Source organism: Blastomonas sp. UPD001, assembly GCF_003426715.1.
Lineage (GTDB): Bacteria > Pseudomonadota > Alphaproteobacteria > Sphingomonadales > Sphingomonadaceae > Blastomonas.
In genome coordinates, this window is record NZ_QKVT01000001.1 from 3235140 (window position 1) to 3259005 (window position 23866).

The window sequence follows — 23866 nt, forward strand, 5'->3', positions numbered from 1 at the left end:
ACTCACCAACAGGAGAATGGACCATGATCAGACTTGCCACGCTTTCGCTTCCGCTACTGGGTCTTGCGACCGCCGCCGCCGCTGCGATCCCGATGCTGCATGAGGAACAGGTCGCGCGGACCGAGGAAGCGCGCATCATCACCTTGCCGATCGCCGGGATCGAGAACCGGCTGTGGTTCGATTATCGCATCAACGTCACCGAGGCGCAGAAGGAGCTGGGCAGCGACCTGCGCCGGGCGACCGACATCGAGGACCGCCGCGACGCCTGGGAAGAATATGCCGTCGAGCTGAAGCACGAAAGGGTGCATTATATCGAGGAGATGGCCGAACGCGGCTATCGCATGGGCAATGCCGTTATAGTGAATTGACGAGTTTGAACGAAGGGGATTGGAATATGCCAATCTCCTTCATCGTAAATTAGCTCGAGGCGAAACAAGTGTTGCTGAGGCTAGAAAGTATGATCGGACGGAGGTCGATAAATGTGAACTGAAATCCAGCTGCCGTTTGTGTTCGCGAAATCAGCGCCTTCATTGGATCGTCGTCTGAGCATCACCTGCCAACGAAAACGCAGCCCAGTGTCGGGGATCGGAATTCTCGTTTATGGCTGCCAGCACGGACTGGCGGTGGGCCTGCCCGATCGTCGCTCCTGTTGACAGGGCTGCAACAAGGCGTTGCGAAAATGCGTAGGATGGCTTGTCGGGAACGTTCCAGTTGCTCCCAACAACGCTGCCAGATCCGTTTGCCAGAAACGCACGCGCGAGACCGCCAAGCGGGCCGTTGACGCGCATTCCATCGCCTTTGATCGAGCTGCAAGCTGTCAACAGCACCACGCGTCCAGAGATTTTGCCACGCGCTATTTCGCTCGACCTCAAAAAGCCGTCGCTTTCAGCATCAGGCGTAAGGATCAACCCTGATTCAGCGATATAACCGGTGTCACCCGCATTGATGCCGTGCGTGGCAAAGGCAATGATGCCGTAATGTCGAGACAGTGCAGCGAGGGCGCGCTCGTTGGCGTTTGAAAGAGTCAGGATCTGCGGCTGCGAAAAGGCTCCGCCCAGTTGTTCCAAATGCTCTCCTGAGCCTGGTAGAGCGCCAAACCTTTTTACAATGTCATTGGCAGGCATAGTTGCAGGAAGTGTGTTGCGAATTCCAAGGCTTCCGTCGTAGTTGCCGGACAGCCGCGGGTTGCCGACGCCCAAAAATGCCACGTTGGGTGTTGCCGATCTGATCCGGCGTGCCCAGAAAAGCGATGAAAGGGATGGAAGCACGCTCACAGCCCGGTCCATGATCAGATAGCGTTGCTCCGCAGGGGAGAGGCTTGCCAGTAGTATCTGCGGTGGAATGGACGCCAGGGCGCCGTCGGCTACCCAGTAGATCTGCCTCTTATCGGGCAGCTTTGTAAGTGTCGGCATAAGCACGAGTGAAGAAAGCTGGGTGAGCGCCTGGTGATCGAACTGGCCAGTCTTGTTGTTCAGGCTGCGGTTGATGCGCCTGGCGAGGGATTCGAGCCGGGCGCTGTTGGCGTTTATCTTCAACGACTGCATCCCCTCGCGAGTAAACAGCATGATGCCGCTGTAACTTTCTCCCACGATGATCGAGATGGCTGCCTCCCCCGGCAGCAAAGTGGCGCTTACCTGATCAATTCGAGGGATGGGCGTACGGGTGCCGACTATCTTTTCTGCGCTCAGTGCCAGCGCCATGGCTTCACGATCCGCAGACCGGGGCCTAACAGCGTCGTTGCCCATCGCCTTGTGAAAAGCCGGTCCCGTTGAATAGCTCACGAACTGGGTCGGGGTGGCTGCCAGCAGTCTTCCCCAGTAAACTTCTTCGCGGGGTGGATTGCCCATGAGCACGTCATCGATCGCCGCAAGATCACGCCCGGAACCGGGCTGGTCCTGTGCCAGGCCGCGCGCGGCGAGAAACGATGTCAGCGGTTCAAAGCGTTCAGCTTCGGCCAGAAAATGCGCTGTTGCATATTCGCCTGCTTCAAGAAACCGGCCGCGTGGATCGGTAAACCCGCGCATTGCAATCTTGATGCTCTCAGGAGAAGTCAGCAGCGCAGCGCCGAGTTGTTTGTTGGCCATAACAAAATCAAGCGAGGTGCGATATTTGGTGAGCAGGTCTGCGCGCAGGTCCTGCGGTACGGTGCTACGCATCCTTGTGATGCCTGCCAGCGCAGCATATGTGCGATCCGGAATGCGCTGTTCCATATAGTTCAGGCTTAGCCGGACTGCTTTCAGCATAACCGAACGTGTCGCGGGGCTAGCTTGTGGTTCTCCAAGCACATACAGGGCGACCTCCGTCGCCAGCTCAGGGTCGCGCATGAAGATGACCTTCATGCTGGCGTCCTCGAACCAGCCGCTGCCCAACACGCCGCTGCGGAGCGCGCCCGGCGGAAGATCCTGAAGGAGCTGATAGGCGTCGGTTATGCCCCAGATGGGGCCGAGATAATCGCCCTGTTGCCGATCGGACCGTTCCTTGATGAGCCGGTCGATCAAAGACTGAGCGTTCGCCAGTCGCAGACCGGGCGCCGCATTCTGATAAAAAAGCGGACCCAGCCGATTTTTTGCTTTCCAGCGCGGCTGGGCGTAAAGGTTGGCGAATTCAATAGCCAAGCCAAATTCGCCTGCCTGGGCTGCCAGCGTAACCAGTTGGCCAGCCACGGCTCCAAGCGCTTCGGTATCGGGGGCAGCCGCGATTTCATTTGCAAAAACGGCTTTGGCCTGACGAACGTCCGGATCGCCGGCGCGGGCCGCATAGAGTAACAGTCGCCCCAGCGCACAAACACGCATCAACCGCTCGAACTCGACAGAGCTGGTGGGGCTGGTGACCTCGAGGATGCGGTCAAGGAACACTCTGACGCGACCATCGCGGCCAGCAAGCATTTCTCGCTCAATCGGCTCAGCCAGAGCGAACGCATAGGTTATTTGCGGAGATGCGCGCATGTCGCGTTCAAACACGGGATAAGCAACGCCAAAGCCGTACCCGCCACTCACATTTTCAAGGCAGAGCACCCGCTGCGAATAGCGTATGACCCTGAGGCCAAGCTTTTGCTGATCGCTGCTCTGTGCATGGGCTGGGACCACTAAGCAGGCTGCAATCAGGGCAGCGAACAATCTGGCCAGATACATATTCCCATTCCCGCGCCTATTGGTACAAATGCCCCGTAGCTCGACGACACTCTGGAACATCAGTCCCCTTTAAGGCAGTCATCTGCCGGGAGCCGCTCTACGCGCGCACCGATCTTGCCGAGATCTGCCTTTTCGCTGCCGTTTCTGCCGACCCATAATCGGGCCAGTATCGCGGTCGCCGAACCTTCACCTTCCGATGCAAGGCCGCCGGAAAGGGTGTTGACACCATTCCAGACGGTTTTGTCGCCCCCAGAAGCGCTCAGCGCATAGACCACTGCCCCTGGTGCCAGGTTGTTTCTGAACACCGCCGCGCCCTCATCGAACACGCCGACAAAGTCTTGGTCTACGACAAGAAGATGTGGCGCAGATTTACAAGCCGGGACAGCCGCAGCGACAGTTTCCAGGGCGGTGCGGAACGCGCTGATCAGAGTTGTGGGCAGGCGCGGGGCAAGGGCCGCTTCAAAGACAAAGTCAGGTTGAGGGTCATCCTTGCGCTCGTCTCGCAACAGACGAATCGCCTCGCGATAGTATCCCGTCTCATAGGCGGCCATGATCTGTTCGTTCTTTGTCCCTGATTGCTGAGCTGTAACCAGGTCTTGCGGCCTTGCCAGGTCGCGTTGGACAAATCCCCGTGCGAGAGCGGGTTTGGCGCCTTTGCTTTCCAGCACCCACATTGTCAGCCCCGGCCCAGTTGGCACCTGCACGACCGGACCGACATTTGCGACCTGGCTGAGCAATATTTCATCGGTTCGGCGATATCTCAGCACTGCCTTTTCGTTGCCAAACCATTCTTCTGGCCAGATGACATTCATCGTTGCCAGATCTGTTCGCGTGTAGACTGGAAGGTAGGCAGCGGCATCAATGGGGGAGATCTGGTCACCCATGGTAACGTGCAGAAATGACCGGACACGATCGAATGTAGACGTTCGGCCCCCTCGCGCTAGGGCTCGCGCCTGGCTGAGTGTGTAGGTTCCATGGGGCAGGGAGAATTCCGTTCCGCGCAAATCATCGAAGCGCAAGCGCACCATTGCGCCCTTTGGGACCGAGACTACCGACGCCTTGTCAAGGCGCGCGCCCCGCGCTGCTGAGCGCTTCGCGCCGCCGCTGGGGCCATGCAGCGTTACAGGGCCTTCCACCGCTACGATCGTCGCCGGCTCATTTGCTTGTGCAGCAGGAGCAAAGGTTATGAGCATCAAGCTAGGCAGTAATCGCCGCACGCCGACCTCCCCGTATGAGCCATATGATCGCCCCCGCTGTGGCCAGTCCGAAAAGGGCGAGGACAAAGTTGACAATCAATGCGGTGAAACTGGCCAAGATCAGTGCCAGTGCCAGCAAAGCTGCCAAGGCCAAGGTCGTCCAAAGCAAGATGCGGCGCGCCGAGGGCCGCGACACGTCGTGCCGGTCGAAAAAAGCCATCAGTATCGCGATGATGACACCAAGCACCAAGTTTAGGTTCCAATCCAAATAGCGTATCGCTTCGGTGCCTGAAGCTGTGGCCTGCAGCAGGCGTTGGGTCAGCCCGGCATGCACCACGACGCCAGGCCATGTTTTGCCCGAAGGTTGTGCTGTCAGCCCCAAGGCATCGCCGATCGATCCATCGGCCAGATGATAGAAATCGTCGCTCTGCGTATTGGATGAACCGATAAATACCACGCGCCCCGTCAGCCATTGCCGGGCATCTTCTGAAAAGGCCGGATCGAAAAAGTCGTTTGCTAAGCGAACTGACAAGTTCTGCGGAGGTTCGGTCAGGGGCATTCGTTTCTGCAACGCCGATTGGCAGGGCGGCAGGTCAGCGCACCGCTGTCGCAATGCCTGTTGACGCTGGCATGGCTGTCCACCGAGCCCACTGTCGGTGTGGCTACCAGAGGCAGCCAGAGCAACTGCGCTGGAGGAAAGCGACAAAACTGGACAACCGATCCCTTGGGGCGTCGGGTCATGTTCGACGGTTCGCAGTTTTTCGCCTTCTGCAGCCTGATTGGCAAAGCTGTAGGCAACTAGGGAACAGGGAGAGGCTGGATCTATGAAACGGGGATCAGGTCGCACAAATTCCTGACCAAAGGGCGAGGGCGGAGGCAGTGCGACCTGGATGACGGGTAAACGGCAATCGACGTTAATCGGAGTATCCTTGGGAGCGACATCTGCAAACGGACTTGGGTAGAAGTCGAGCACGACTGTACGAGCTTTGCCATCGCTCTGAGCGATCGCGAGAAGCTTGGAACTGATCGTCCGGTAGGCCGAAGCGATCCTGTCGACACTCTGGTCATTCTGGCTGCGCTGCAATTCATCGCGCAATGCATCGTCATCAATCAGGATTATCCCGACGCTGGCCGCCTTAGTAGTCCCTGCACCGCTATCGAGACGCTGGTCCGCTGCATTACTTGCTATGGCTACCAGCCAGTCGTCAATTATGCTTTCGTTGGTGAGCAGGGCGACACCAGCCCATGCCAGCAGGCCCATCGCTAGAGCCACCCAAATTTCCGCAAATAGCGCCTTCATGTGCACGGACTGTACCTCTCACCGCAAGATGCCGCTTCTGGGGGGCATAAGCAACAAGCGAGGAATTCGTCGGTCACCATGGGAACATATTTTTGCGAGCAACGCAATGATATTGGACGATATAGTGAGTCATCGCGCTGCGGCTTGTGTCGACGCTGAAAACGATTGCAGATATCTTGAACTGGTTTGCCAACCCGTTGCTGGACAAATTGCAAGAATCACTAATGAAAAATGACTACCACGTGGCAGGATTGAACCTAAAATTAATCACATTGTATTTGTACGAAAAATTCGCGGAGCTGCAGAAATATTCATTAAGCCGGTCGAATGCATGATTTGAGAGTGCTACAAGGCTGCGTCGGCCATCGAGCGGGTCGATTTGGCGAGTAACAAGACCGCTGTCACACAGCTTTCGAACATGACGCAGGGCGGTGCTCATCGGCAGGCATGATCCGAAGCACAGCGCACTAATCGAAACCTGCTTGCCGCACTCGGCATGAAGAAACAGGTCGATCAGCATGTCCCAGGCCGGGTTTGCAAGGAGCGATAGCTGACCGATCAGTTCGCGGCGACGGTTGCGGTGCCAGGCAGCGAGGCGTGCATTGGCTGCAGCGGTCGGGCAGACCCTGCCGTCATCGTGACGGCAGCATGCGGCATTGTCCTTCAGATCGAAGAAGTGAGCGAAAGCTGTCGACTTGCTCATTTTCGGCGTTTGCAGCATCGCATGGCATCCATGCCGGGCAACGATGAGATGCTCGGCAATCTCGATGCCAAGCATTTGTCCGACGTGCACCAACCATTGGGTGGCGGTGACATCCTCAGCGCTGGGCCTGGCATCCCCACTTGGATGGTTGTGCGCCAGAATGACAGCGCACGCCCCGAGCGAAAGGGCGCGCCGGAAGATGAACTTCGGCTCGAACTGCAGGCGCTGCGCCGAGCCTAGCAGAAGCCGCTCATGCGCGATCAGTATATCGCCCTGGCCGAGAAACAGGACGTCGAGCGCCTCGTGAGCAAGCATTCCCAAGGTCGCCTGCAGATGATTCCGAAGCTCGCTGCTGCCAGGTGAAATCGCCTTGCCCGCCAGCGTTTCAAGTGCCGAAACCGGCGTTTTGCCCGGTGCGTCCCCTGTCATCGTCCTGCCCCGATGCTGCGCGCGCAAGAGATGCCTGACCCGGGTCCTTTCTTCGGGATCAGGCCGGCGAAAGATGCCAGGATGGAACTGATCCTCTCGCAGCTTTGCGCCTGCAATGGCGCCATGTGGCGCCGAAAAGCAGCGGTGGTACCAGCCAGGATGACGATACTTGCATCGCGAGATAGGCAGCAGGATGCATGCCGAAGTCGAGCGCCCTGCTGGTATGCGCAAGCAGCGGCAGGATATGCAGGACTGCCATTGCCATGGGCCAGAAACGGTGCGCCGCCAGCGCAAGCACGGTCGTCGAAGCCGCGCCGAAAAGGTCGATGACAAGATGTCCCGTATCGAGCGAGGCGAGCTCGAGCGGGACAACGAGGTGGAGCAGGCCGTCGAAAACGACCATGAGCCCTGCAATCACAGCCATCACGCGTTCGGGGCCGCCGCCGCGCCACAGCCCATAACCGAGAGCGACCGAGAGCAGGGCAAGGAACAGCACAATCCGCATGCACTGAGTTTTTCATCGTGCCCCCTCCCGGTCAATCGTGGTCAGGCAACGGCTTGCAGATGAGTGGCCTCGCCCGCCAGTTTGGGGCATTCGTGAAGGTCATAGCCGGCAATCTCGCGCCCGATGCTGCGAAGATCGCCATGAACACGCAGCACGTCACCGCTCGCATCGATAAGCGCCGACTGTGCCTTTGCGAGCCTGCGGATCGCCGCTTGGCCCCGCGCTGCCGGAACATTCGCGACATCGCGCCGCGCCGTGACGATGCTCGTCATCAGGACGGATACGGCAATAAGGGCATCATCGATGGAGTGTTCCGCAAGCGGCACGTCGCGACCGAGCCGGGTGGCGGTGTCGCTGATGGAACTGGACATGACTTTTCCTTTCTCCGCAGATGCTTGCCCTGCGAATTCGAGAGTTTCTGACAAGGTGAGGGATCAGCCGGAGACGAGACGCGTCAGTGCTTGTGCGATACCCAGACCTGCCAGGATGAGCACGACTGCCACGACAAGCATGACGGCCATGATCAGCATCCGTGTCTTCAGGCCATGGTCGTGCCTCCAGATCATCCCGAACGGCGTGCTTTCCGCTGTCACGGCGCTGTCGCTTAACACCAGGGCATCGGCAGACCCGTCGTCCTGCTCTTCGACTGCCATGTCCGGGCTGCCGGGCGGAACCTGCACCGGGTCATATACGATCCGGTCATATGTCAGCTTGAGACGGGCGTAAATGAGGGCAGCCTCATCCCGGTTGGCAGCCCCCAGCACCGCGCGCGCTGCAGTCAGGCGCTGGTCCACTGTCGGCTTGGAAATGTTCAGGGCACGGGCGATCTGCTTTGACGTCTGCCGCTCCAGCAACAGATCGAGACAAGCACGCTGCTTGTCTGTGAGACGAGCCCAGCGGGCCTCGTCCGATAAGGGTTGCGACACCGAATCACCCATGGTCACAGTCTTGTCACAAACTGCCTGCTGGCCAAATTATTTGCGGATTATTTGTGTGTCCGGCGCGGCAGGCAGACGAGTGGAGCTACGCCAGGGCCTGTCTTTCTTCGCCACAATACGCTGACCTCAAAAGCCTGTTGAACGTCGTGCGTTCATGCGTCTCTTAATCGGCCCGGCGCTCAGGGCACTCATGTCCGGCGCGGCAACGGGCAACAATCATGAGCGCAGAACCGGTCCGGCAGGAAGCCTATCGCCGCAGTGCCAGCATGCTGCGCACGGCCCTTGGCAGTGCGATCGGCGAATGGCTCGATGACCCCCAGGTCATCGAGATCATGCTCAACCCGGACGGCCTGCTCTGGGTCGACCGGCTGGGGGTCGGTATCTGTGCAAGCTCGTGCCGGATGAACACTGCCGATGGCGAGCGCATCATCAGGCTGGTCGCCCATCATGTCGGAGCCGAAGTTCACGGGCGTTCGCCGCGTGTCTCGGCCGAACTTCCCGGCGGCGCAGGACGGTTCGAAGGCCTTCTGCCACCGATCGTGACGGCGCCGTCCTTCGCGATCCGCAAACCGGCCACATCGGTGTTTTCGCTCGGCGACTATGCTGCATCCGGCATCATGTCAGCCGCCGAGGCCGCCATGCTCGCCCGCGCGGTTGCCGACCGGCGCAATATCCTGATCGCAGGAGGGACGGGCACGGGCAAGACCACGCTTGCCAATGCCTTGCTGGCCGAAATGGTTGGCACGGGCGACCGGATTGTCCTGATCGAAGATACCCGCGAGCTGCAGTGCACCGCTCCCAATTGCGTGGCGATGCGGACCTGCGACGGGATCGTCTCGCTCGCAGACCTGGTGCGCTCCTCGCTGCGCCTGAGGCCCGATCGGATACCGATTGGCGAGGTGCGCGGCAGCGAGGCGCTCGATCTGCTGAAAGCCTGGGGCACGGGCCATCCCGGCGGCATCGGAACCATCCATGCGAGCAGCGCGAGCGGTGCGCTGCTGCGGATGGAGCAGCTCATCCAGGAAGCCGTCGTGACCGTGCCCCGTGCGCTGCTCGCACAGACCATCGACCTGGTGGCCGTGCTCGTGCGCGAAGGGGCCGGGCGCCGTCTTTCCGAAATCGCCACGGTCGAAGGTCTCGATCCTGTCACCGGCGAATATCGCCTGCTCAACCATCCTGCCTTGCAGACTGGAGAAACACCATGATCAGCCAGCCCGGCTTCAAGCCTTCCCGCCGCCCGCTCTTGAGGAAACTTGCCTGTGGAGCCGTGCTTGCAGCAGCACTGCTCCATGCCATGCCCGTCGAGGCTGGCGGTTCGTCCATGCCCTGGGAAGCACCGCTCCAGTCGATCCTCGAGAGCATCGAAGGTCCTGTCGCCAAGGTCATCGCCGTCATCGTCATCATCGTGACGGGCCTCAGCCTTGCGTTCGGCGACACCTCGGGAGGCTTTCGCCGACTGGTGCAGATCGTCTTCGGCCTCTCGATCGCCTTTGCCGCTTCCAGCTTCTTCCTCAGCTTTTTCAGCTTTGGCGGCGGAGCGGTGATCTGATGGACGACAGTTTCTCGCGAGCTCCGGACCAGGTTGCCGGCTTCTACGCTCCGGTCCACCTGGCGCTGGCCGAGCCTATCCTGCTTGGCGGAGCGCCAAGGGCTCTGGCCATCGTCAACGGTACGCTTGCTGGGGCCATTGGTCTTGGCCTCAGGCTGTGGCTTGCAGGCCTTGCGATCTGGGCGATCGGTCACGCGCTGTCGGTCTGGGCCGCCCGCCGGGATCCGCAATTTGTCGATGTGGCGCGCCGCCACCTCAGATACCCGGTCTGGATGCGGCCATGATGTCGCTCCGCGAATATCGCAGCAAGTCCGACCGGCTGGCTGACTTTCTGCCCTGGGCAGCGCTGGCGGCACCTGGCGTCGTACTGAACAAGGATGGCTCGTTCCAGCGTACGGCGCGCTTTCGAGGCCCCGATCTCGACAGCGCCACGCCTGCCGAACTCGTTGCCGTGACCGCACGCCTGAACACTGCGCTTCGCAGGCTCGGTTCAGGCTGGGCCGTCTTTGTCGAAGCGCAGCGAAACCCGGCACAGGCCTATCCCGAGAGCGCCTTTCCCGATCCCGCTTCGGCTCTGGTCGACACAGAGCGGCGCGAGCAGTTCCGGGAGGAGGGGAATCATTTCGAGAGCAGCTATTATCTCACCCTTCTGTGGATGCCGCCGCCCGAGGAAGGCGCGCGCGCCGAAAGCTGGCTCTATGAAGGAAAGGCCGCGACGGGTGTCGATCCTGCCGAGATTGTGCGATGCTTTGTCGACCGGACCGACCGTCTCCTCCATCTGGTCGAGGGTTTCATGCCGGAAACCGGCTGGCTCGATGATGCTGCGACGCTGACCTATCTGCACAGCACCATATCGACCAGGCGCCAGCGAGTCGGCGTACCCGAGACACTGGTCTATCTCGATGCTCTGCTCGCCGACGAACCGCTGACCGGCGGTCTCGAACCCAGGCTCGGACCTGCGCATCTGCGTACGCTCACCGTGACCGGATTTCCTACGGTGACCTTTCCCGGCCTGCTCGACGAGCTCAATGCCCAGGCCTTTGCCTATCGCTGGTCGACACGCGCCATCATGCTCGACAAGACCGATGCGGCAAAACTGCTGACCAGGATCCGCAGGCAGTGGTTTGCCAAGCGCAAGTCGGTTGCTGCCATACTCAAGGAAGTGATGACCAACGAGCAGTCGGTGCTCGTCGATTCCGATGCTTCGAACAAGGCCGCCGATGCCGATATGGCCCTTCAGGAACTGGGTGCCGACCATGCCGGCATCGCCTATGTCACGGCAACGGTGACGGTGTGGGACCGCGATCCGGCGCTGGCCTCCGCAAAGATCCGACTGGTCGAAAAGGTCATCCAGAGCCGCGATTTCACCTGCACGATCGAGGGCATGAATGCGATCGAGGCATGGCTCGGATCATCGACCCTGATCGTGATCGATGTGACGATCGCGGCCTTGTTCTGGGCCTGGGGGACCGATGAGGACGTACTCCAGCGGCTTGTCAGGAAGACGCTCTATATTGGCGTCTTCGCCTTCATCATCGGCAATTTTCCCTCCCTTGCTGGTATCCTTCTCGAGAGCTTTGCAGGGCTCGGCCTCAAGGCGAGCGGCAGCGGCATGGCGATGGGCGATTTCATGCGCCCGGGTCGCCTCGGGCGATACGGTCCGCTGGATCATCGGCGACACGGTGAGCGGCAGCGGGCCAGCGCGCCGTGTGCATATCCTGATCAAGCCGACCCGGGCCGATATCAGCACCAATCTTGTCATCAACACGAACAGGCGGACCTATCATCTCGAGCTGAGCGCAACTTCCTCGACCTATATGGCAGCCGTTTCCTGGACTTACCCACAGGACGCGCTGATCGCGCTTCAGGCAGCGCAGATCGAGGCGGAGCGCAAGGCGCCGGTCGCTTCAGGAATCGACCTTGCCATGCTCAGTTTCGATTATGCGATATCGGGCGACCGCCCGCCATGGCGACCGATGCGCGTCTTCGACGATGGGAGGCAGGTCTTTGTCGAGTTTCCCCCGGCCATCGCCACAGGCGATCTGCCTCCGCTGTTCGTTCTGGGTGAAACCGGCGCCGCCGAGCTCGTCAACTTCCGCGTCCAGGGGCGATACCTGATCGTCGATCGATTGTTCGACAAGGCAGAGCTTCGCCTGGGTTCAGGTCGCAACGCGCAGCACGTCACCATCTTGCGGCAGCCGCAGCGCGGCAGGAGGAAATCATGACCGCGCGGTCGGAAGATCATGCGCCCGGACCTGGCGCGGCTAAATCAGGCACCGAAGAGGCACCGATCGACGAGCAGCCTCCTGTGCCGACGGGATCGAACCGGTTTCGCTTTCGCGCTGAACTTCCGAAAGTTACGCGTCTCTCGCGTAAGGCCGTGGCAACGATCGGCCTCGCTGGCAGCATCGCCATTGGAGGCTCGCTGATCTACGCCCTTCGGCCCGAGGATCCTGCTCCGGCCAGAAATCTCTACGATCCTGGCGACGGCAACCGCACGGAGCAGCTTGCCGATGCTCCGGCAAGCTATGCCGATCTAGGCAAACGTGGATTGCCGCCGCCGGACGAGCTTCGACAAGCTGGTACGCCTGGCGCGGATACCGGAAGCGAGGTCCCTCTGCCGCCGGTCGAGCCGCCGCTTTCGAGAGCGTCGGCGACTGACCCCAGCGCTAATGCAGCCGAACAGGCACGAGCACGCGCGGCACAGGAGCGTGACAGCGCCAGGACAAGCCAGCTGTTTCTCGCCGGCAATACGGGCGTCAGAGATAATGTGGCAGTGCCCGCTGCTGCTGCTGGTGGGGCAACTGCGGGTAGCGCGGCTCATCCGGTTCAGTCGGCACGGCCAGGCCAAGCCGATCGGCGAAGGGGTTTTCTTGAGCAGCGCAAGGACCGCGAAGGTGGGCCTGTCGTTCGCGACTCTGCGCAAGGCATTCTTCAGGCTGGTAGCATCATCCCGGCTGCGCTGATCACCGGCATCCGCTCGGATCTGCCCGGTCAGATCACGGCGCAGGTGACGCAGAATGTCTATGACAGCCCGACCGGACGCATCCTGCTGATACCGCAGGGCTCGCGGCTGATCGGTGAATATGACAGCGATGTCGCGGCCGGGCAGAGCAGGGTTCTGCTGGCCTGGGATCGTCTCATACTGCCGGGTGGACACTCCGTTTCACTTGAGCGCCTTCCGGGCGCAGATGCTTCCGGCATGGCAGGTCTGGAAGACCGGACCGATTATCACTGGGGCAATATGCTCAAAGCCGCTCTGGTCTCGACGCTTCTGGGAGTGAGCAGCGAGCTCGTGACCGGCAATGACAGCGACCTTGCCCGGGCGCTGCGGTTCGGAAGCCAGGACACGATAAACCAGACCGGACGTCAGGTCGTCCAGCGACAGCTGAACGTGCCGCCGACTTTGACCGTGCGCCCCGGCTATTCGTTCCGGATCATCGTGACACGCGATCTGATGCTGGAGCCGTTTGATCGAGGAGCAGTTCGATGACCCGCCTGAAACTGTCCGATCTCGCCAGCGAGAAGCCGGTCCGCGTAACCATAGAGATACCGGCTCAGCTGCACCGGGAGCTTGGGGAATATGCAAGGGCGGTCAATGGAGGCAATCCGGAAGGTGCGCCAACGATCGAACTTGTCATGACGGCCATGCTTGGCCGCTTCATTGCGACTGACCGCGAGTATGCACGATATCGCAGATCCGGCGGTGCTGGATAGCGCGTCCATCCTGGGTGTCGCATCGGGAAGGCTCGGCTATGGAGTAGCGGCACCGGTCGCAACGCCAGGCTGGTTCGACTTCCAAGCTGCTACTCGAGGAGCGATGACCATTTTTCGAGCAGGTCATCCGCTTTCGGCGTCAGGTTCAGCCAAACGCGCCTCGAGTCCTTCGGATCGGGATTGCGGGTGATCAGCTGATGCTCGATCATGAGATCGAGATAGCGCAAGGACGTGGTTCCGGGCACGTTTGCCAGACCGGCGATAGCGCTCACCTGGAGTGGCACATTTGCTGCCCTGTAAACATAGAGCAGCAGAAGCATATCCCAGGCGGGGTCGCGAAAGAGTCTCGGGAACAGCTTTTCGCGCTCCCTTCGCATCTTGAGATACCGGCTTACGGCGTAAGGCCAGTCCGGGATGGTATGTGGATGACGGGGCCAGGGTTCGTCTGATCCTGCGTCTTCGAGCTCGCAAGCCAATAGCGCCAGCTCGCTCGAAATGCGCTCCAACCGCGCGGAGGGAGAGGCATCACCGGACCGAAAGATCACGGCACGCCTTGCGCTCACACTTGGCCTTTCGATATTGAATTGTCCCATTTGCTGTCCATGTAAATGCCGAGGGTTATGATCAGAAGTACAGGCACGGCCCAGATCGTCGATGCCGCATACAGTGCCTTTGTCAGGAAGCTCGGCGAGATGATGAACGAAATATGGCTGCACACGATGTTGAAATGCAGCCCGGCTACAATGATGGGCCAGCGTCGGTTGCTCAGATGGACCATTCCAATTTTATACATGAACGACACGGTCTCTATCGACGTAATGGTCAGCAGGAAAACCTGGTCGCTTACGATCAGCCTGGATGCCAGCTCAGCCGAACAGAAGCCGACCCAGATGCCTGCAATGCTCAGCTTCGCAACGCGATCGCCTTTCTGTGCAACAAATATGGTCGTGCACAGAAGGGCAATCGCGTAGGCAAGGACAACGCCCATCCAACAAATCCGACCGGTCGTCAGCCGACCAGTCGAATGCCATTCTGGTGCCCTTCGATCAGCGGGCGCGGCGAGTAGCAGCCATCTGCGCGCTCGGCCTGATTGGTCCGCATGCGGATCCTGGTGGCTTCCAGGTGTGCGCCGACAAGATCCTCCCGGCTGATGACGAGATCGCTCACGCAGGTGTTGAGCTTGCGGAACAGCTTCTGGCCCTTTTCGGGCTCGAGACCGGCAGTTCGGGCCGTGTCGATCATGTCTGCGTGCATCCGCAGCATGTGAGCGAGAAGCTCGTCGAGCTTTTCATAGGACGTCTGGACTTGCCCTGTCAGAGCCTGAAACTGCTCTTCGGACAGATAGAGGGCGCTACGGCTGGCCCGCTCGGCGCGGCGCTGATTGGTCATGGTCGCTTTCTCCGTTTGGTGACAGATCAGGAAGAGACCGCTTGAGCTAGGACATCAGGTGGTTAAGCCAGTAACCGATGGCAACCAGGGCTGACAGTGTGCCACCCGTCGCAAGTGCGACCCAGGACATTGCCAGCAGTTTCTGCCTGAAGTTCAGCTCGTGCGGCTCTCCTCCTATTACGGCCAGTGCCCGCTTGATTGCCCCAGCTAAACCTCTCGCGCTTCCCTGCGGGACGGCGCTCGCGGTCGGCTCGTTGACGATATGAGAAGACATGGCCGGAAAGGGGTCGCCTTGCCCGGCGATCAAAGCAATTTTCGTTTGGCCAGCAAGGTCCTCCGATCTTAATTGAAACTGCTTTAACTGGGCCTGATGCTCAGCAGTCGCCAGCAGTCGCGCGGCTTCCCGGCGGTCGGTAACGCCCAGGATGGCGTTTGCCCGAAAGATGTATTGATCGACCGTCCCTGCAGACAGATGAGTCTGCTGCGCAATCTGTTTTGAAGTGTATCCCTGATGCACCAGCCGAAGGCACAGCTTTTGAGTCTCATCGAGTTTCCAAAGCACGTTCGACAATGAAGCAACTCCTCAGCCGGACACCCCCGATTTTGGGCTGAAAGAACCTCGAATCAGGTAACAGGAATCCAGTCGCGATGAAATCCCGTCCTACGGCAACGCAGTGCTGAATTGGCACTGGGGGCTGGTTTAAGTTACTCGAGATTTGTGAGAGCTGGCATCGTGCTGGGGCGGCAGGATTTGCAACGACTTGATTCCCGTCGGTCCTTAGAACACAGCAGTGCCTTGCGCGGCCAACGTGATGCCTCGCATGGGGATCCAACGGCAGGCAAGTCCGACACCTTGCCGCATCGATTGAATCAAAGCAGCAAGTATGCCGGTCTGGAGTTGCAGCGACGGATGGCCGAGAACGGGGTTATCCTTTGGATGAGCTGGTTCGGCAATGGGACAAAGCCGTCGTACGCAATGGCAATTGGGAGCTACCGGCTTTTCTGAAACCAGCCATTCCTGAAGCGACGAAAATTGTTCTACCGAAGACCGCAACTGGGCCGGTGCCCAAACCCGCTTCGCGTGAGTGGTGTTTGGGGTGAGGCTAAGGGAGTCTTCTCTGAGGCAGGCGATTTGCCCAACATCAGACCGCAAGGATTGAGAGGGCTTAGCGAATGCGCTGGCGGCGCAGGATTCGATTCAACTACTAGAGGGGCGCAGAATTGAATGGCCTCGCAGATAGTGAACGCCGAGAGCGATCGCCTAGCGGGCGACACGCCATTCGGGTAGGGTGAGCGGTGTGTCGAAATTCTCCTTTGGCCGACCGGCGGTCGCCACTCGCATAATGCGGCCGAATGCGCGCGCCACCAAACGGCCCGCATCCGCATCGACCGGGCCGCCGTCGGGTCTGCCGAGCCAGACGCAGGTGGTCACGCCACTGGAAAAACCGGAAAACCAGCTGTCGGCCGCGTCTAGGCTTTCACCGATGAGACCTGCAAACGGCCGACCGAACTGCGCAGGCTTCGCTTGTTCGATGGCGGCGGCGCTTTGCATTAGGTCTGTCATCGCAGCTGCGGCGTCGGGGGATATGATAGCCATCGCCGGTGCCGGGCTTAAGGTGTGGGAATAGATGACCTGGCCGGTCATCGTCGATATCTTGGTCACCCCGAATGGCTCGATTTGCTTGCCGCCCTCCGACACAATTGCCAGGGCGCGCGCGAGCTCTATCATGCGGACCTTGGACGATCCGAGCGGCATCGTGACGTCGCGTGAAATTGGCGTTGTGATTCCGAGACGTCGCGCCGTCATCACCACCGCATCATGACCGGTCTCTTGTGCCAGCATCATTGTGACCGCGTTCGGTGCGTAGGCAAACGCGCTGCGTATGCTCATCTCCCCGCCGTAGCGATTTCCGGGGACCTTCCAGCCATTGATTGTAACGGGTGAATCCATGACAATAGTTGCCGGCGTGTAACCCTGCCGCAGCGCAGCGAGATATACAAACGTGCGCCAAGACGACCCGGAGTCGCGTAGTGCATTGAGGGTTAGGTTGGGCGTTTCGAAGCTATTCGCGCCCGCTACCATGACCAGGACCGCGCCGCTACGATCGAGCGTCAGCGCGGCCCCGGTCGCGCCGGTTGGGAGGCTCGTCTGTAGCGCGCCGGCGGCGGCGTGCTCCAGATTCAGATCGAGCGTCGTTTCGACGATCAATGGACCTTTGTGGCCATGAGTGAGGCGCAGCACTTCCGGCCTGACCCAGTCCATGAAATGACGGACGACCCCTTTTTCATCTGCCTCGCCATTCAGCGGTGTCATGCTGCTTCCATTAACTGCGAGCATGAGCGGTCGCGGGCGCGCGGTGTTTGTTGTTTGGGCATCGGGTCGATCGGCACCAAGATCACTCTCGTTGGTCGTGGCGTCGGTCGGATCTGTAGAGGCTGCGTTCGACGCCGAAGGCTGGATGCTCTCCGCGGGAGACGTCATCCAGGCGAAGATACCATTGCCGACAATCCCCGTCAGGAGTGAGAATACGATCATCCCGACAAGATGGTTTTTGAGCCAGTTGCTCAAGCTGAACTTGCCATTCTGGTCTGCCATAATTCCCCCTTTGACGGACAGAAGAGCAAACGACTCATCCTACCTAGCCGGAGTGGATTTACAATCGGTCAGGCTGGCCGCCAGCGACGAATGGTCGGCGTAAGAAGGGGCGTTGATTAACGTTTGGTTTTGGGATCGCTGGAGCCGCCGTCGAACGGTTCGAATTGGGGCATGTTGCTGATGGACCGCTTTGGGGGCCTTCCAACGGCAGCTTCTGTAAGTAGCAGACATTCATGTTGTCTAAACTGAGCGACCGATCTTGGGTCGGCAGCTGCCGGAACGTTCTGGGATTTTCCCGACACTCCAAGTCAGAATGCTGAATGACTGGGTTCGCCGATGCAGAGCATCCAAGACTGACCAGGGTCTCGCAGAAAGCTCAAATTCAGGACCTGCTCCCGTTGTGAAAACTTTGCGCTAGTCTCGCGGCAATTAGGCCCGTTCTGATCAAAGGGTGAAAGAGGACCTACGCGAGTATTTTGGTCATTTGCGGTATTGTTGGTTGACGCTCTCCGCGCTCATAGCGCATATTTGTGATCATGTCGTGGACCTGGGCGATATCCACCGGTCGGCTGAAGAAATAGCCCTGGATGTTGTTACAGCCCTGCGACCGAAGCGCCTCGAGCTGCTCGCTGTCCTCCACGCCCTCGGCGATCGTCTCCATGCCCAGCGCGCCCGCGAGCGCGGTGATCGCCCCGATGATGGCGCGCGCGCTGTGGTCGGCGGCCAGATCGTTGACGAAGCTCTTGTCGATCTTGATCTTGTCGAACGGGAAGGAGCGCAGATAGTTGAGCGAGCTGTAGCCGGTTCCGAAATCGTCCAGCGCGATCCGGATGCCGCATTCGCGCAGCGAATTCAGCATCGCCAGCGTGCGTTCGACATTGTCGATGAACAGCGATTCGGTAACTTCCAGCTCGAGGCGGCGGGGAGGCAGCCCGGTTGCGTGCAGCGCCTGCATGATCATCAGCGGCAACCCGGCATTCTTGAGCAGCACCGGCGAGAGATTGACCGCGATGCGCACGTCATCGGGCCAGTGCGTCGCCTGTCGGCAAGCCTCGTTCACCACCCATTCGCTGATTGGCACGATCATGCCGGTATCTTCGGCAAGGGGAATGAACTCGGCAGGCGAGATCAGGCCGCGGGTCGGATGCCGCCAGCGGATCAGCGCCTCGAACCCGATGATGCGGTTCTTCTCGAGGCTGAACAGCGGCTGGTAGTTGAGGTGGAACTGCTGCTGGCGGACCGCCTCGCGCATGTCGATTTCCATTTGGTGCCGCTTGCGGGCTTCCAGATCCATTGCTTGTTCGAAAAAGCACGACCGGTTGCGGCCTTCGTTCTTCGCCCGGTAGAGCGCCAGGTCGGCATTCTTGATGAGGTCGTCGGGACAGTCGCCATCGCCTGGCGCGACCGCGATGCCGATGCTCGAGCTGATCTCGAGCGCTTGCGACCCGGCAAGGCGGAACGGCTCGCCGAAGACGGCGGTGACCTTGTCTGCCAGCAGCGCCAGATTGGCGCCCGGCTCGACCTGATCGATCAGGATGGCAAACTCGTCGCCGCCCTGGCGGCTGATCAGCGCGCCGGTCATGGTCCGCGCCAGCCGGTCCGCCACCGCCTTGAGCAGCGCATCGCCGACCGGGTGGCCCAGCGTGTCGTTCACGGCCTTGAAGTTGTCGAGGTCGAAATACATCACCACGACCCGTTCGCGGTCGGTGCGCCGGGCCAGCGCGAATTCCAGCTGCTCTGCAAACAGCTTGCGGTTCGGCAGGCCGGTCAGCTCGTCATGCAGCGCGATATGGGTGATGCGCTCCTCTCGCTCTGCGATCGAATCGACCATGATGTTGAAGCTGGCCGCGAGCCTGCCCACCTCGTCGGACGACTGGATGGCGACCTTGTCGCGCGATCCCTGGCTGATCGCGCGCGCCGCCTGCTCGAGCGCGGCGATCGGGCGGGTGATCCCGCGGGCGACAAAGGCACCGATTGCGGTCGATACCAGCAGCCCGAGCCCGCTCAGCGCGATGAGCAGATATTTGATCGGCGCGTACTGGTCGAGCGCCGGACCCAGAGCATAGCGCAGCACCAGCCGGGGCCGGGATTGCGCATCGAAGGATTTCAGGCTGCGCGACCAGAACAGGGTCGGCTGGCCCCTTATATCGGCAACTAGCGGGGCCTTGCCGCTGGCCTGGGCCAGGCTGATTCCGTTGGATAGGGTGCCGCTGGCCCGGATACTCGCCGACATGCCTTCCGGGGCGAGCTTGGCCATTTCGCGCATCGCCGCCGCATCGAGCGGACGCGCAAGGACCAGCCAGCCCGCCAGATCGGGAATGCGGATGGGTGCTGCGACCGCATTGTAGAACCGGCCTCCGACCTGGAACACGCCGCGATTCACACCCCTGTCCACCGCATCCCAGAGCGCATCATGTTCGGAAGGCACCAGGCTGACGCCGGTGCTGATGATGTCCCCCTGTAGCGGGATCATGATCGCGAGCGGGGCGCCTGCGCGCTCGCGCAGGCTGTCGAGCGCGCTGGCGATGGTCGGCTGGTCGCCGATCGCAAAGGCTTCGCGAAAGCCGAAATCTGCAGCCAGCACCTCGGCCGAGCTGCGCATCTGCTGCGCTTCGAGTTCAAGGATCTTGTCGAACGTCGCACCGTTGGCGGCCATCTCGCCCGTGGCCACGCTCTCGGCATAGCGCTCCACTCCCCCGGTCGCGACCAGGATGAAGGCGCCGAATGTCACGGCTATCACGGCCGCATACCACAGGGTTATGCGAGACGAGAGCGACTGGAACCGGCCGGTTTCGGGAGCGTCGATCACGGTCATGGGCCGTTACAACAGCGGTCGCAGTTCGACCGTGATGGCGCGCGAAGCGACCGCGCCGGGAGCCAGCGTCACGGCATCCTGCTGTTCGCCGGTGCGGCCGCGCAGCGCCGGATGCCAGACCTTCACCACGGCCGCCCCGTCGGGCAATTGGGCCAGCCTGACCTGGCCGTTATGGTCGGTCTTGGCGGCATAGGGGGTATCGACGACCTTGATATAGCCGCGCATCTTGTCGTGAATCTTGCAGCCCAGTGCGACGTTGCCGGCAACGGCGAAGGTGTGGGTGCGGGTCTCGTCGCGACCATAAAGCTGGATGTCGACCTTGGCCGCCTTGGAGAAGCTGTAGATGCTGTGACGCACCTTGTCGTAATTGGGGAACCGGACGGTCGCGCCGGTCGGCACGATCAGCGTACCCGGGACGAAGGTGATGTTCGACTGGCCCATCTCGCTTTTCCAGCCGAAGCGTATCGGCCCCGCCGGAAGCCCGGCCTTGGGATAGACCATAACCACCGCATCCTTCACCGGCAGTCCATTGGCCTGTTTCACGCTGGCCGACAGGGTGGCAGGGCCTGCCGCCTGGGAGCCGGGAATGAACAGCAGGGTGGCGGCAAGGGCCGTCAGGGCGGCGGAAAGGGGAATGCGGAACGGGGTCATGACCAGCTGCGTAGCGGCAACTGGTTAAAAACCCGTCGACCATCCCCTGTGCAAGCGCCGAAATGGCCATGATCGGAAGCTAGAGCATTGTATTTCATGGTTAACCACCGGTTAGCCATTGGCTGTTACGGACAGCGCATGCCCAAGATCGCCCCGCTCACCCGTTCCGCCTTGCTTTCCGCCCTGGCTGTCTTGCTGGCGGGCACAGCCCAGGCGCAGGAACTTCGCAACGGCGGCAAACTCCTTCTCACCAACGGCGTCAGCACCATCGAGGGATCGGGCGGCGGCGGACTCGCGACCTGGAGCACGATCGCGGGCAATGCGACCGAAGAGGGCATCGGCGCCTCGGCGCACGGCACGGTGATCGAACTGCCCGATTACAATTGGACCAGCTATGGCATTTCCGTCGGTTTCTTCGACCGGGTGGAACTGAGCTACGCACGCCAGAATCTCGATACCATCGATATCGGCGCGGCGCTGGGTCTGGGGCGTGGCTATACGCTCAACCAGGACGTGTTCGGTGCTAAGGTCAGGCTGGTGGGCGATGCCGTCTATGGCGACAGCCTGATGCCGCAGATCGCGATCGGCGTGCAGCACAAACGGTCGAGCGATGACGCGGTGGTCGCGGCCGTGGGCGGCGCATCGCCGCACGGTACCGATTTCTACATCAGCGCCACCAAGCTGTTCCTCTCAAACAGCGTGCTGGCCAATGCGACGGTCCGCTTCACCAAGGCCAACCAGAACGGTCTGCTCGGCTTTGGCAGCGCGACCGATAACGACCACAAGCCGCAGTTCGAAGGATCGCTGGCCTACCAGTTCTCGCGCCGCTTCGTGGTGGGCGGCGAATATCGTACCAAGCCGGACAATCTGGCGATCGCGCGCGAGGACGACTGGTTCGACCTGTTCGCAGCCTATGCCCTGACCCGCAACGTCACGGTGACGGCGGCCTATGTCGATCTTGGCAGCATCGCGACCGCAGACAATCAGCGCGGTGCGTTTCTGTCGCTCCAAGCCACCTTCTGATCGCGTAAGGACTGCCCCATGATCTCCCTCATCATCGCGCTTGCCCTGGCGGCCGCGCAGGACATTTCCGCCACACCCGAAGCCGGGCCCGAAGCGCTCGCGACAGAGGACGCGCCCGTGCCGAAAGAGCCGGAGCGGGACCCCGTGACCGGCGAATTGCCAGTCGATCCTTACGAAATGTCGAACGCTAACGCTGGTGCTGGGCCGTTCAGCGGCATGGGCATGCGCGACGCGTTTCACGGTCAAGAGGGGATCCGGCGGATCGTCAACGACATGGTTGACCGATCGGTCGCCGACTCGCGGATATCCGAGATTTTCGTCGCGCACGATCTGGTCCGCCTGCGTCGCACGCTGTTCGAGCAGTTCTGCTATATCCTCAATGCCGGCTGCGACTACAGCGGGCGGGACATGGCGAGCTCGCACAAGGACCTGGGCCTTCAGGTCGACGATCTCAACATCTTGGTCGAGCATCTCCAGGCGGCGATGGCGGCAGAAGGGGTCGGCTTTGGGGTCCAGAATCGCTTCTTGTCGAAACTGGCTCCGATGAAGCGCGACGTCGTGACACGCTAGCTTCGCTTTATGTGTGGTTCAGGGGTTGCGAGGTTGCTGCTGGCGTGAAGCGCAGGGAGCAGACCGCTCAGCCCGCTTGATCGCTCTCATCAGTGCAATTCTGGGCCTTCTGCCCGCAACCTTGCAGTATACTGTCGTCTATAAGAACCGCTTGATAGCGCTGGGTTTGTGTCGTTGCCGATACAACGAGCAGAGCCATTGCGCCGATCATTCAAAGCCGACGAATACGGCTGCATCATCGACTGATTTTCGCGTGACGACCACCGCGTTGGCCGGAAAGCTCTCATCCGGCCACCCCAGAGCGATGCTCTTCATGATCACCTGATCGTCCGCGATCCCCGCATGTTCGCGCACGACGGGGGACTGCATGATGCCCTGGCTGTTGATGACCGTGCCGAGCCCGCGCGACCATGCCGCGTTGACCAGGGCCGTCGCGACAGCGCCGCAATCGAACGGAGTATCGTCGCTGCCGTCCAGTTCGCGGTCATAGGTGATGATGATGCACACCGGTGCATCGAACTGACGGAAGCCGCGCAGAACCCAGTCCTGGCGGGCATCTGGGTCGTCGCGCGCGATGCCCATTGCAGAAAACAGCTGCTTGGCGACCCCGATCTGCCGGTCGCGATGCGGTCCGGCAAAAGGCTTGCCGGTACGAAATTCGCGCGACTGCGGAACGCCAGCGATCATCCGCTTGGTATTGCCCTGCCGGATCCGGTCGAGCGGTTCGCCGGTAATCACGTAGAAATTCCACGGCTGGGTGTTCATCGAAGATGGCGCGCGCATCGCGATCCGCAGGATCTCTTCGATCAGGGTGCGCGGCACCGGATCGGGTCTGTATCCACGGATGCTGCGGCGACCCAGAACGACCTCGTCAAAATGCATGCAGGCTCCTATGAATGCAAAGCCTGTTCATGAACCAACCGGGGCGACGTGGAAAGCCCGGTTTCGGGGCCGCGACCCGAGGATTTCACTACCGATAAGGTCATCTGCTCGGAAGCCTTCGAACATGGCTTCGGACCCGTCTGCAAAGATTATGCAGGGCTTTGTGCGAGAACAGGCTATGCTTGGTACGGTCGTCCTCCTGAAGCGATAGGTCTGTTCGTGCGATCCGATACCGGCAAGCGTGTCCTGCTGCTCCACAATGCCAAATCGCGTCAGGGCGAGGCTGCACTTGGGCCGGTGCGCGCGCGGCTGGAAGCGGCGGGCCTCTCGGTCATTGTCGAGCCCTTCGCCAACCTGCCCGAAATCGCGCGGGACATCTCCCGGCTGCATCAATCGGCTGACATCATCGTGGTGTGCGGCGGCGATGGATCGATCTCGTCGGCGGCCCCGGCGGTGATAGAGAGCGGCCTGC

The 23866-nt window shown here is 60.8% G+C and carries 24 protein-coding genes and 3 pseudogenes; 12 read left to right on the top strand and 15 right to left on the bottom strand.

Features of this window, described 5'->3' with window-relative positions; genetic code table 11:
• Positions 1 to 23: 23 nt before the first annotated feature.
• Entirely contained in the window at positions 24 to 368 is a 345-nt protein-coding gene (locus DM995_RS16460) for a hypothetical protein (RefSeq protein WP_116970114.1), read from the top strand.
• A gap of 159 nt (positions 369 to 527) precedes the next feature.
• Here DM995_RS16460 and DM995_RS16465 read toward each other — a convergent pair whose 3' ends face one another.
• The 7 genes from DM995_RS16465 to DM995_RS16495 form a co-directional block, all read right to left on the bottom strand.
• Positions 528 to 3191 carry a CHAT domain-containing protein gene (locus DM995_RS16465; RefSeq protein WP_116970115.1) on the bottom strand — a complete coding sequence of 888 codons (2664 nt, stop codon included), beginning with the start codon at positions 3189 to 3191 and terminating at the stop codon, positions 528 to 530.
• The gene (locus DM995_RS16470; RefSeq protein ID WP_116970116.1) at positions 3191 to 4015 is read right to left on the bottom strand and encodes a hypothetical protein; all 825 of its coding nucleotides are present in this window, start codon (positions 4013 to 4015) and stop codon (positions 3191 to 3193) included. The genes DM995_RS16465 and DM995_RS16470 overlap by 1 nt, the downstream gene beginning before the upstream one ends.
• Positions 4016 to 4328: 313 nt before the next feature.
• Positions 4329 to 5627, bottom strand: a complete 1299-nt coding sequence (locus tag DM995_RS16475; protein ID WP_116970117.1) for a CHASE2 domain-containing protein — start codon at positions 5625 to 5627, stop codon at positions 4329 to 4331.
• A 235-nt stretch (positions 5628 to 5862) separates the two neighbouring features.
• Entirely contained in the window at positions 5863 to 6759 is an 897-nt protein-coding gene (locus DM995_RS16480; RefSeq protein WP_116970118.1) for a JAB domain-containing protein, read from the bottom strand.
• A 58-nt stretch (positions 6760 to 6817) separates the two neighbouring features.
• Positions 6818 to 7264 carry a hypothetical protein gene (locus DM995_RS16485; protein WP_116970119.1) on the bottom strand — a complete coding sequence of 149 codons (447 nt, stop codon included), beginning with the start codon at positions 7262 to 7264 and terminating at the stop codon, positions 6818 to 6820.
• 41 nt (positions 7265 to 7305) lie between these two features.
• Positions 7306 to 7635: a hypothetical protein gene (locus DM995_RS16490; RefSeq protein ID WP_116970120.1), complete on the bottom strand. Its 330-nt coding sequence runs from the start codon at positions 7633 to 7635 to the stop codon at positions 7306 to 7308.
• A 63-nt stretch (positions 7636 to 7698) separates the two neighbouring features.
• Positions 7699 to 8202 carry a response regulator transcription factor gene (locus DM995_RS16495; RefSeq protein WP_116970121.1) on the bottom strand — a complete coding sequence of 168 codons (504 nt, stop codon included), beginning with the start codon at positions 8200 to 8202 and terminating at the stop codon, positions 7699 to 7701.
• A 218-nt stretch (positions 8203 to 8420) separates the two neighbouring features.
• Here DM995_RS16495 and trbB point away from each other — a divergent pair, with 218 nt between their 5' ends.
• The 8 genes and pseudogenes from trbB to DM995_RS16530 all read left to right on the top strand — a co-directional run bounded on the left by trbB (position 8421) and on the right by DM995_RS16530 (position 13468).
• Complete coding sequence (gene trbB, locus DM995_RS16500) at positions 8421 to 9407, top strand: P-type conjugative transfer ATPase TrbB (RefSeq protein WP_116970122.1); 987 nt, start codon at positions 8421 to 8423, stop codon at positions 9405 to 9407.
• Positions 9404 to 9751 carry a TrbC/VirB2 family type IV secretion system protein gene (locus DM995_RS16505; RefSeq protein ID WP_198669395.1) on the top strand — a complete coding sequence of 116 codons (348 nt, stop codon included), beginning with the start codon at positions 9404 to 9406 and terminating at the stop codon, positions 9749 to 9751. Before trbB ends, DM995_RS16505 begins: the two co-directional genes overlap by 4 nt.
• Positions 9751 to 10035 (top strand): VirB3 family type IV secretion system protein, encoded by a 285-nt coding sequence (locus DM995_RS16510; RefSeq protein ID WP_116970123.1) that lies wholly within the window; start codon positions 9751 to 9753, stop codon positions 10033 to 10035. Before DM995_RS16505 ends, DM995_RS16510 begins: the two co-directional genes overlap by 1 nt.
• Positions 10032 to 11165, top strand: a pseudogene (locus DM995_RS16515) (conjugal transfer protein TrbE); the annotation flags it as partial. The gene DM995_RS16510 and the pseudogene DM995_RS16515, both read left to right, overlap by 4 nt.
• Positions 11163 to 11411, top strand: a pseudogene (locus DM995_RS22925) (type IV secretion system protein); the annotation flags it as partial. The pseudogenes DM995_RS16515 and DM995_RS22925, both read left to right, overlap by 3 nt.
• A pseudogene (trbG, locus tag DM995_RS16520) lies at positions 11392 to 11976 on the top strand (P-type conjugative transfer protein TrbG); the annotation flags it as partial. The pseudogenes DM995_RS22925 and trbG, both read left to right, overlap by 20 nt.
• The gene (locus DM995_RS16525) at positions 11973 to 13244 is read left to right on the top strand and encodes a TraB/TrbI/VirB10 family type IV secretion system protein (protein WP_116970124.1); all 1272 of its coding nucleotides are present in this window, start codon (positions 11973 to 11975) and stop codon (positions 13242 to 13244) included. The pseudogene trbG and the gene DM995_RS16525, both read left to right, overlap by 4 nt.
• Complete coding sequence (locus tag DM995_RS16530; protein WP_116970125.1) at positions 13241 to 13468, top strand: DUF2274 domain-containing protein; 228 nt, start codon at positions 13241 to 13243, stop codon at positions 13466 to 13468. The genes DM995_RS16525 and DM995_RS16530 overlap by 4 nt, the downstream gene beginning before the upstream one ends.
• Before the next feature lie 89 nt (positions 13469 to 13557).
• Here DM995_RS16530 and DM995_RS21360 read toward each other — a convergent pair whose 3' ends face one another.
• The 7 genes from DM995_RS21360 to DM995_RS16565 form a co-directional block, all read right to left on the bottom strand.
• A complete protein-coding gene (locus tag DM995_RS21360; protein ID WP_157973247.1) occupies positions 13558 to 14061 on the bottom strand; it encodes a helix-turn-helix domain-containing protein in 504 nt (167 codons plus the stop codon).
• The gene (locus tag DM995_RS16540) at positions 14028 to 14456 is read right to left on the bottom strand and encodes a hypothetical protein (RefSeq protein WP_116970127.1); all 429 of its coding nucleotides are present in this window, start codon (positions 14454 to 14456) and stop codon (positions 14028 to 14030) included. The genes DM995_RS21360 and DM995_RS16540 overlap by 34 nt, the downstream gene beginning before the upstream one ends.
• Positions 14457 to 14476: 20 nt before the next feature.
• On the bottom strand, positions 14477 to 14857 hold the full coding sequence (locus DM995_RS16545; protein WP_116970128.1) for a hypothetical protein: 381 nt from the start codon (positions 14855 to 14857) through the stop codon (positions 14477 to 14479).
• Between the two features lie 46 nt (positions 14858 to 14903).
• On the bottom strand, positions 14904 to 15419 hold the full coding sequence (locus DM995_RS16550) for a helix-turn-helix domain-containing protein (protein WP_232824511.1): 516 nt from the start codon (positions 15417 to 15419) through the stop codon (positions 14904 to 14906).
• A gap of 699 nt (positions 15420 to 16118) precedes the next feature.
• Positions 16119 to 17453: a transglycosylase domain-containing protein gene (locus DM995_RS16555; protein ID WP_116970130.1), complete on the bottom strand. Its 1335-nt coding sequence runs from the start codon at positions 17451 to 17453 to the stop codon at positions 16119 to 16121.
• A 463-nt stretch (positions 17454 to 17916) separates the two neighbouring features.
• The gene (locus tag DM995_RS16560) at positions 17917 to 20268 is read right to left on the bottom strand and encodes a putative bifunctional diguanylate cyclase/phosphodiesterase (RefSeq protein WP_116970131.1); all 2352 of its coding nucleotides are present in this window, start codon (positions 20266 to 20268) and stop codon (positions 17917 to 17919) included.
• Between the two features lie 6 nt (positions 20269 to 20274).
• A complete protein-coding gene (locus DM995_RS16565; protein WP_116970132.1) occupies positions 20275 to 20919 on the bottom strand; it encodes a cupredoxin domain-containing protein in 645 nt (214 codons plus the stop codon).
• Between the two features lie 138 nt (positions 20920 to 21057).
• Between DM995_RS16565 and DM995_RS16570 the strand changes: the two genes are divergently transcribed.
• Positions 21058 to 21942 (top strand): DUF3034 family protein, encoded by an 885-nt coding sequence (locus DM995_RS16570; RefSeq protein ID WP_116970133.1) that lies wholly within the window; start codon positions 21058 to 21060, stop codon positions 21940 to 21942.
• Positions 21943 to 21960: 18 nt separating this feature from the next.
• Entirely contained in the window at positions 21961 to 22512 is a 552-nt protein-coding gene (locus DM995_RS16575; protein ID WP_116970134.1) for a group I truncated hemoglobin, read from the top strand.
• Positions 22513 to 22719: 207 nt separating this feature from the next.
• On the opposite strand, the gene DM995_RS16580 is transcribed toward DM995_RS16575, so the two are convergent.
• Complete coding sequence (locus tag DM995_RS16580; RefSeq protein ID WP_116970135.1) at positions 22720 to 23394, bottom strand: nitroreductase; 675 nt, start codon at positions 23392 to 23394, stop codon at positions 22720 to 22722.
• 219 nt (positions 23395 to 23613) lie between these two features.
• Between DM995_RS16580 and DM995_RS16585 the strand changes: the two genes are divergently transcribed.
• The coding region (locus DM995_RS16585; protein WP_286164952.1) for a diacylglycerol kinase family protein at positions 23614 to 23866 on the top strand (253 nt) is incomplete at its 3' end.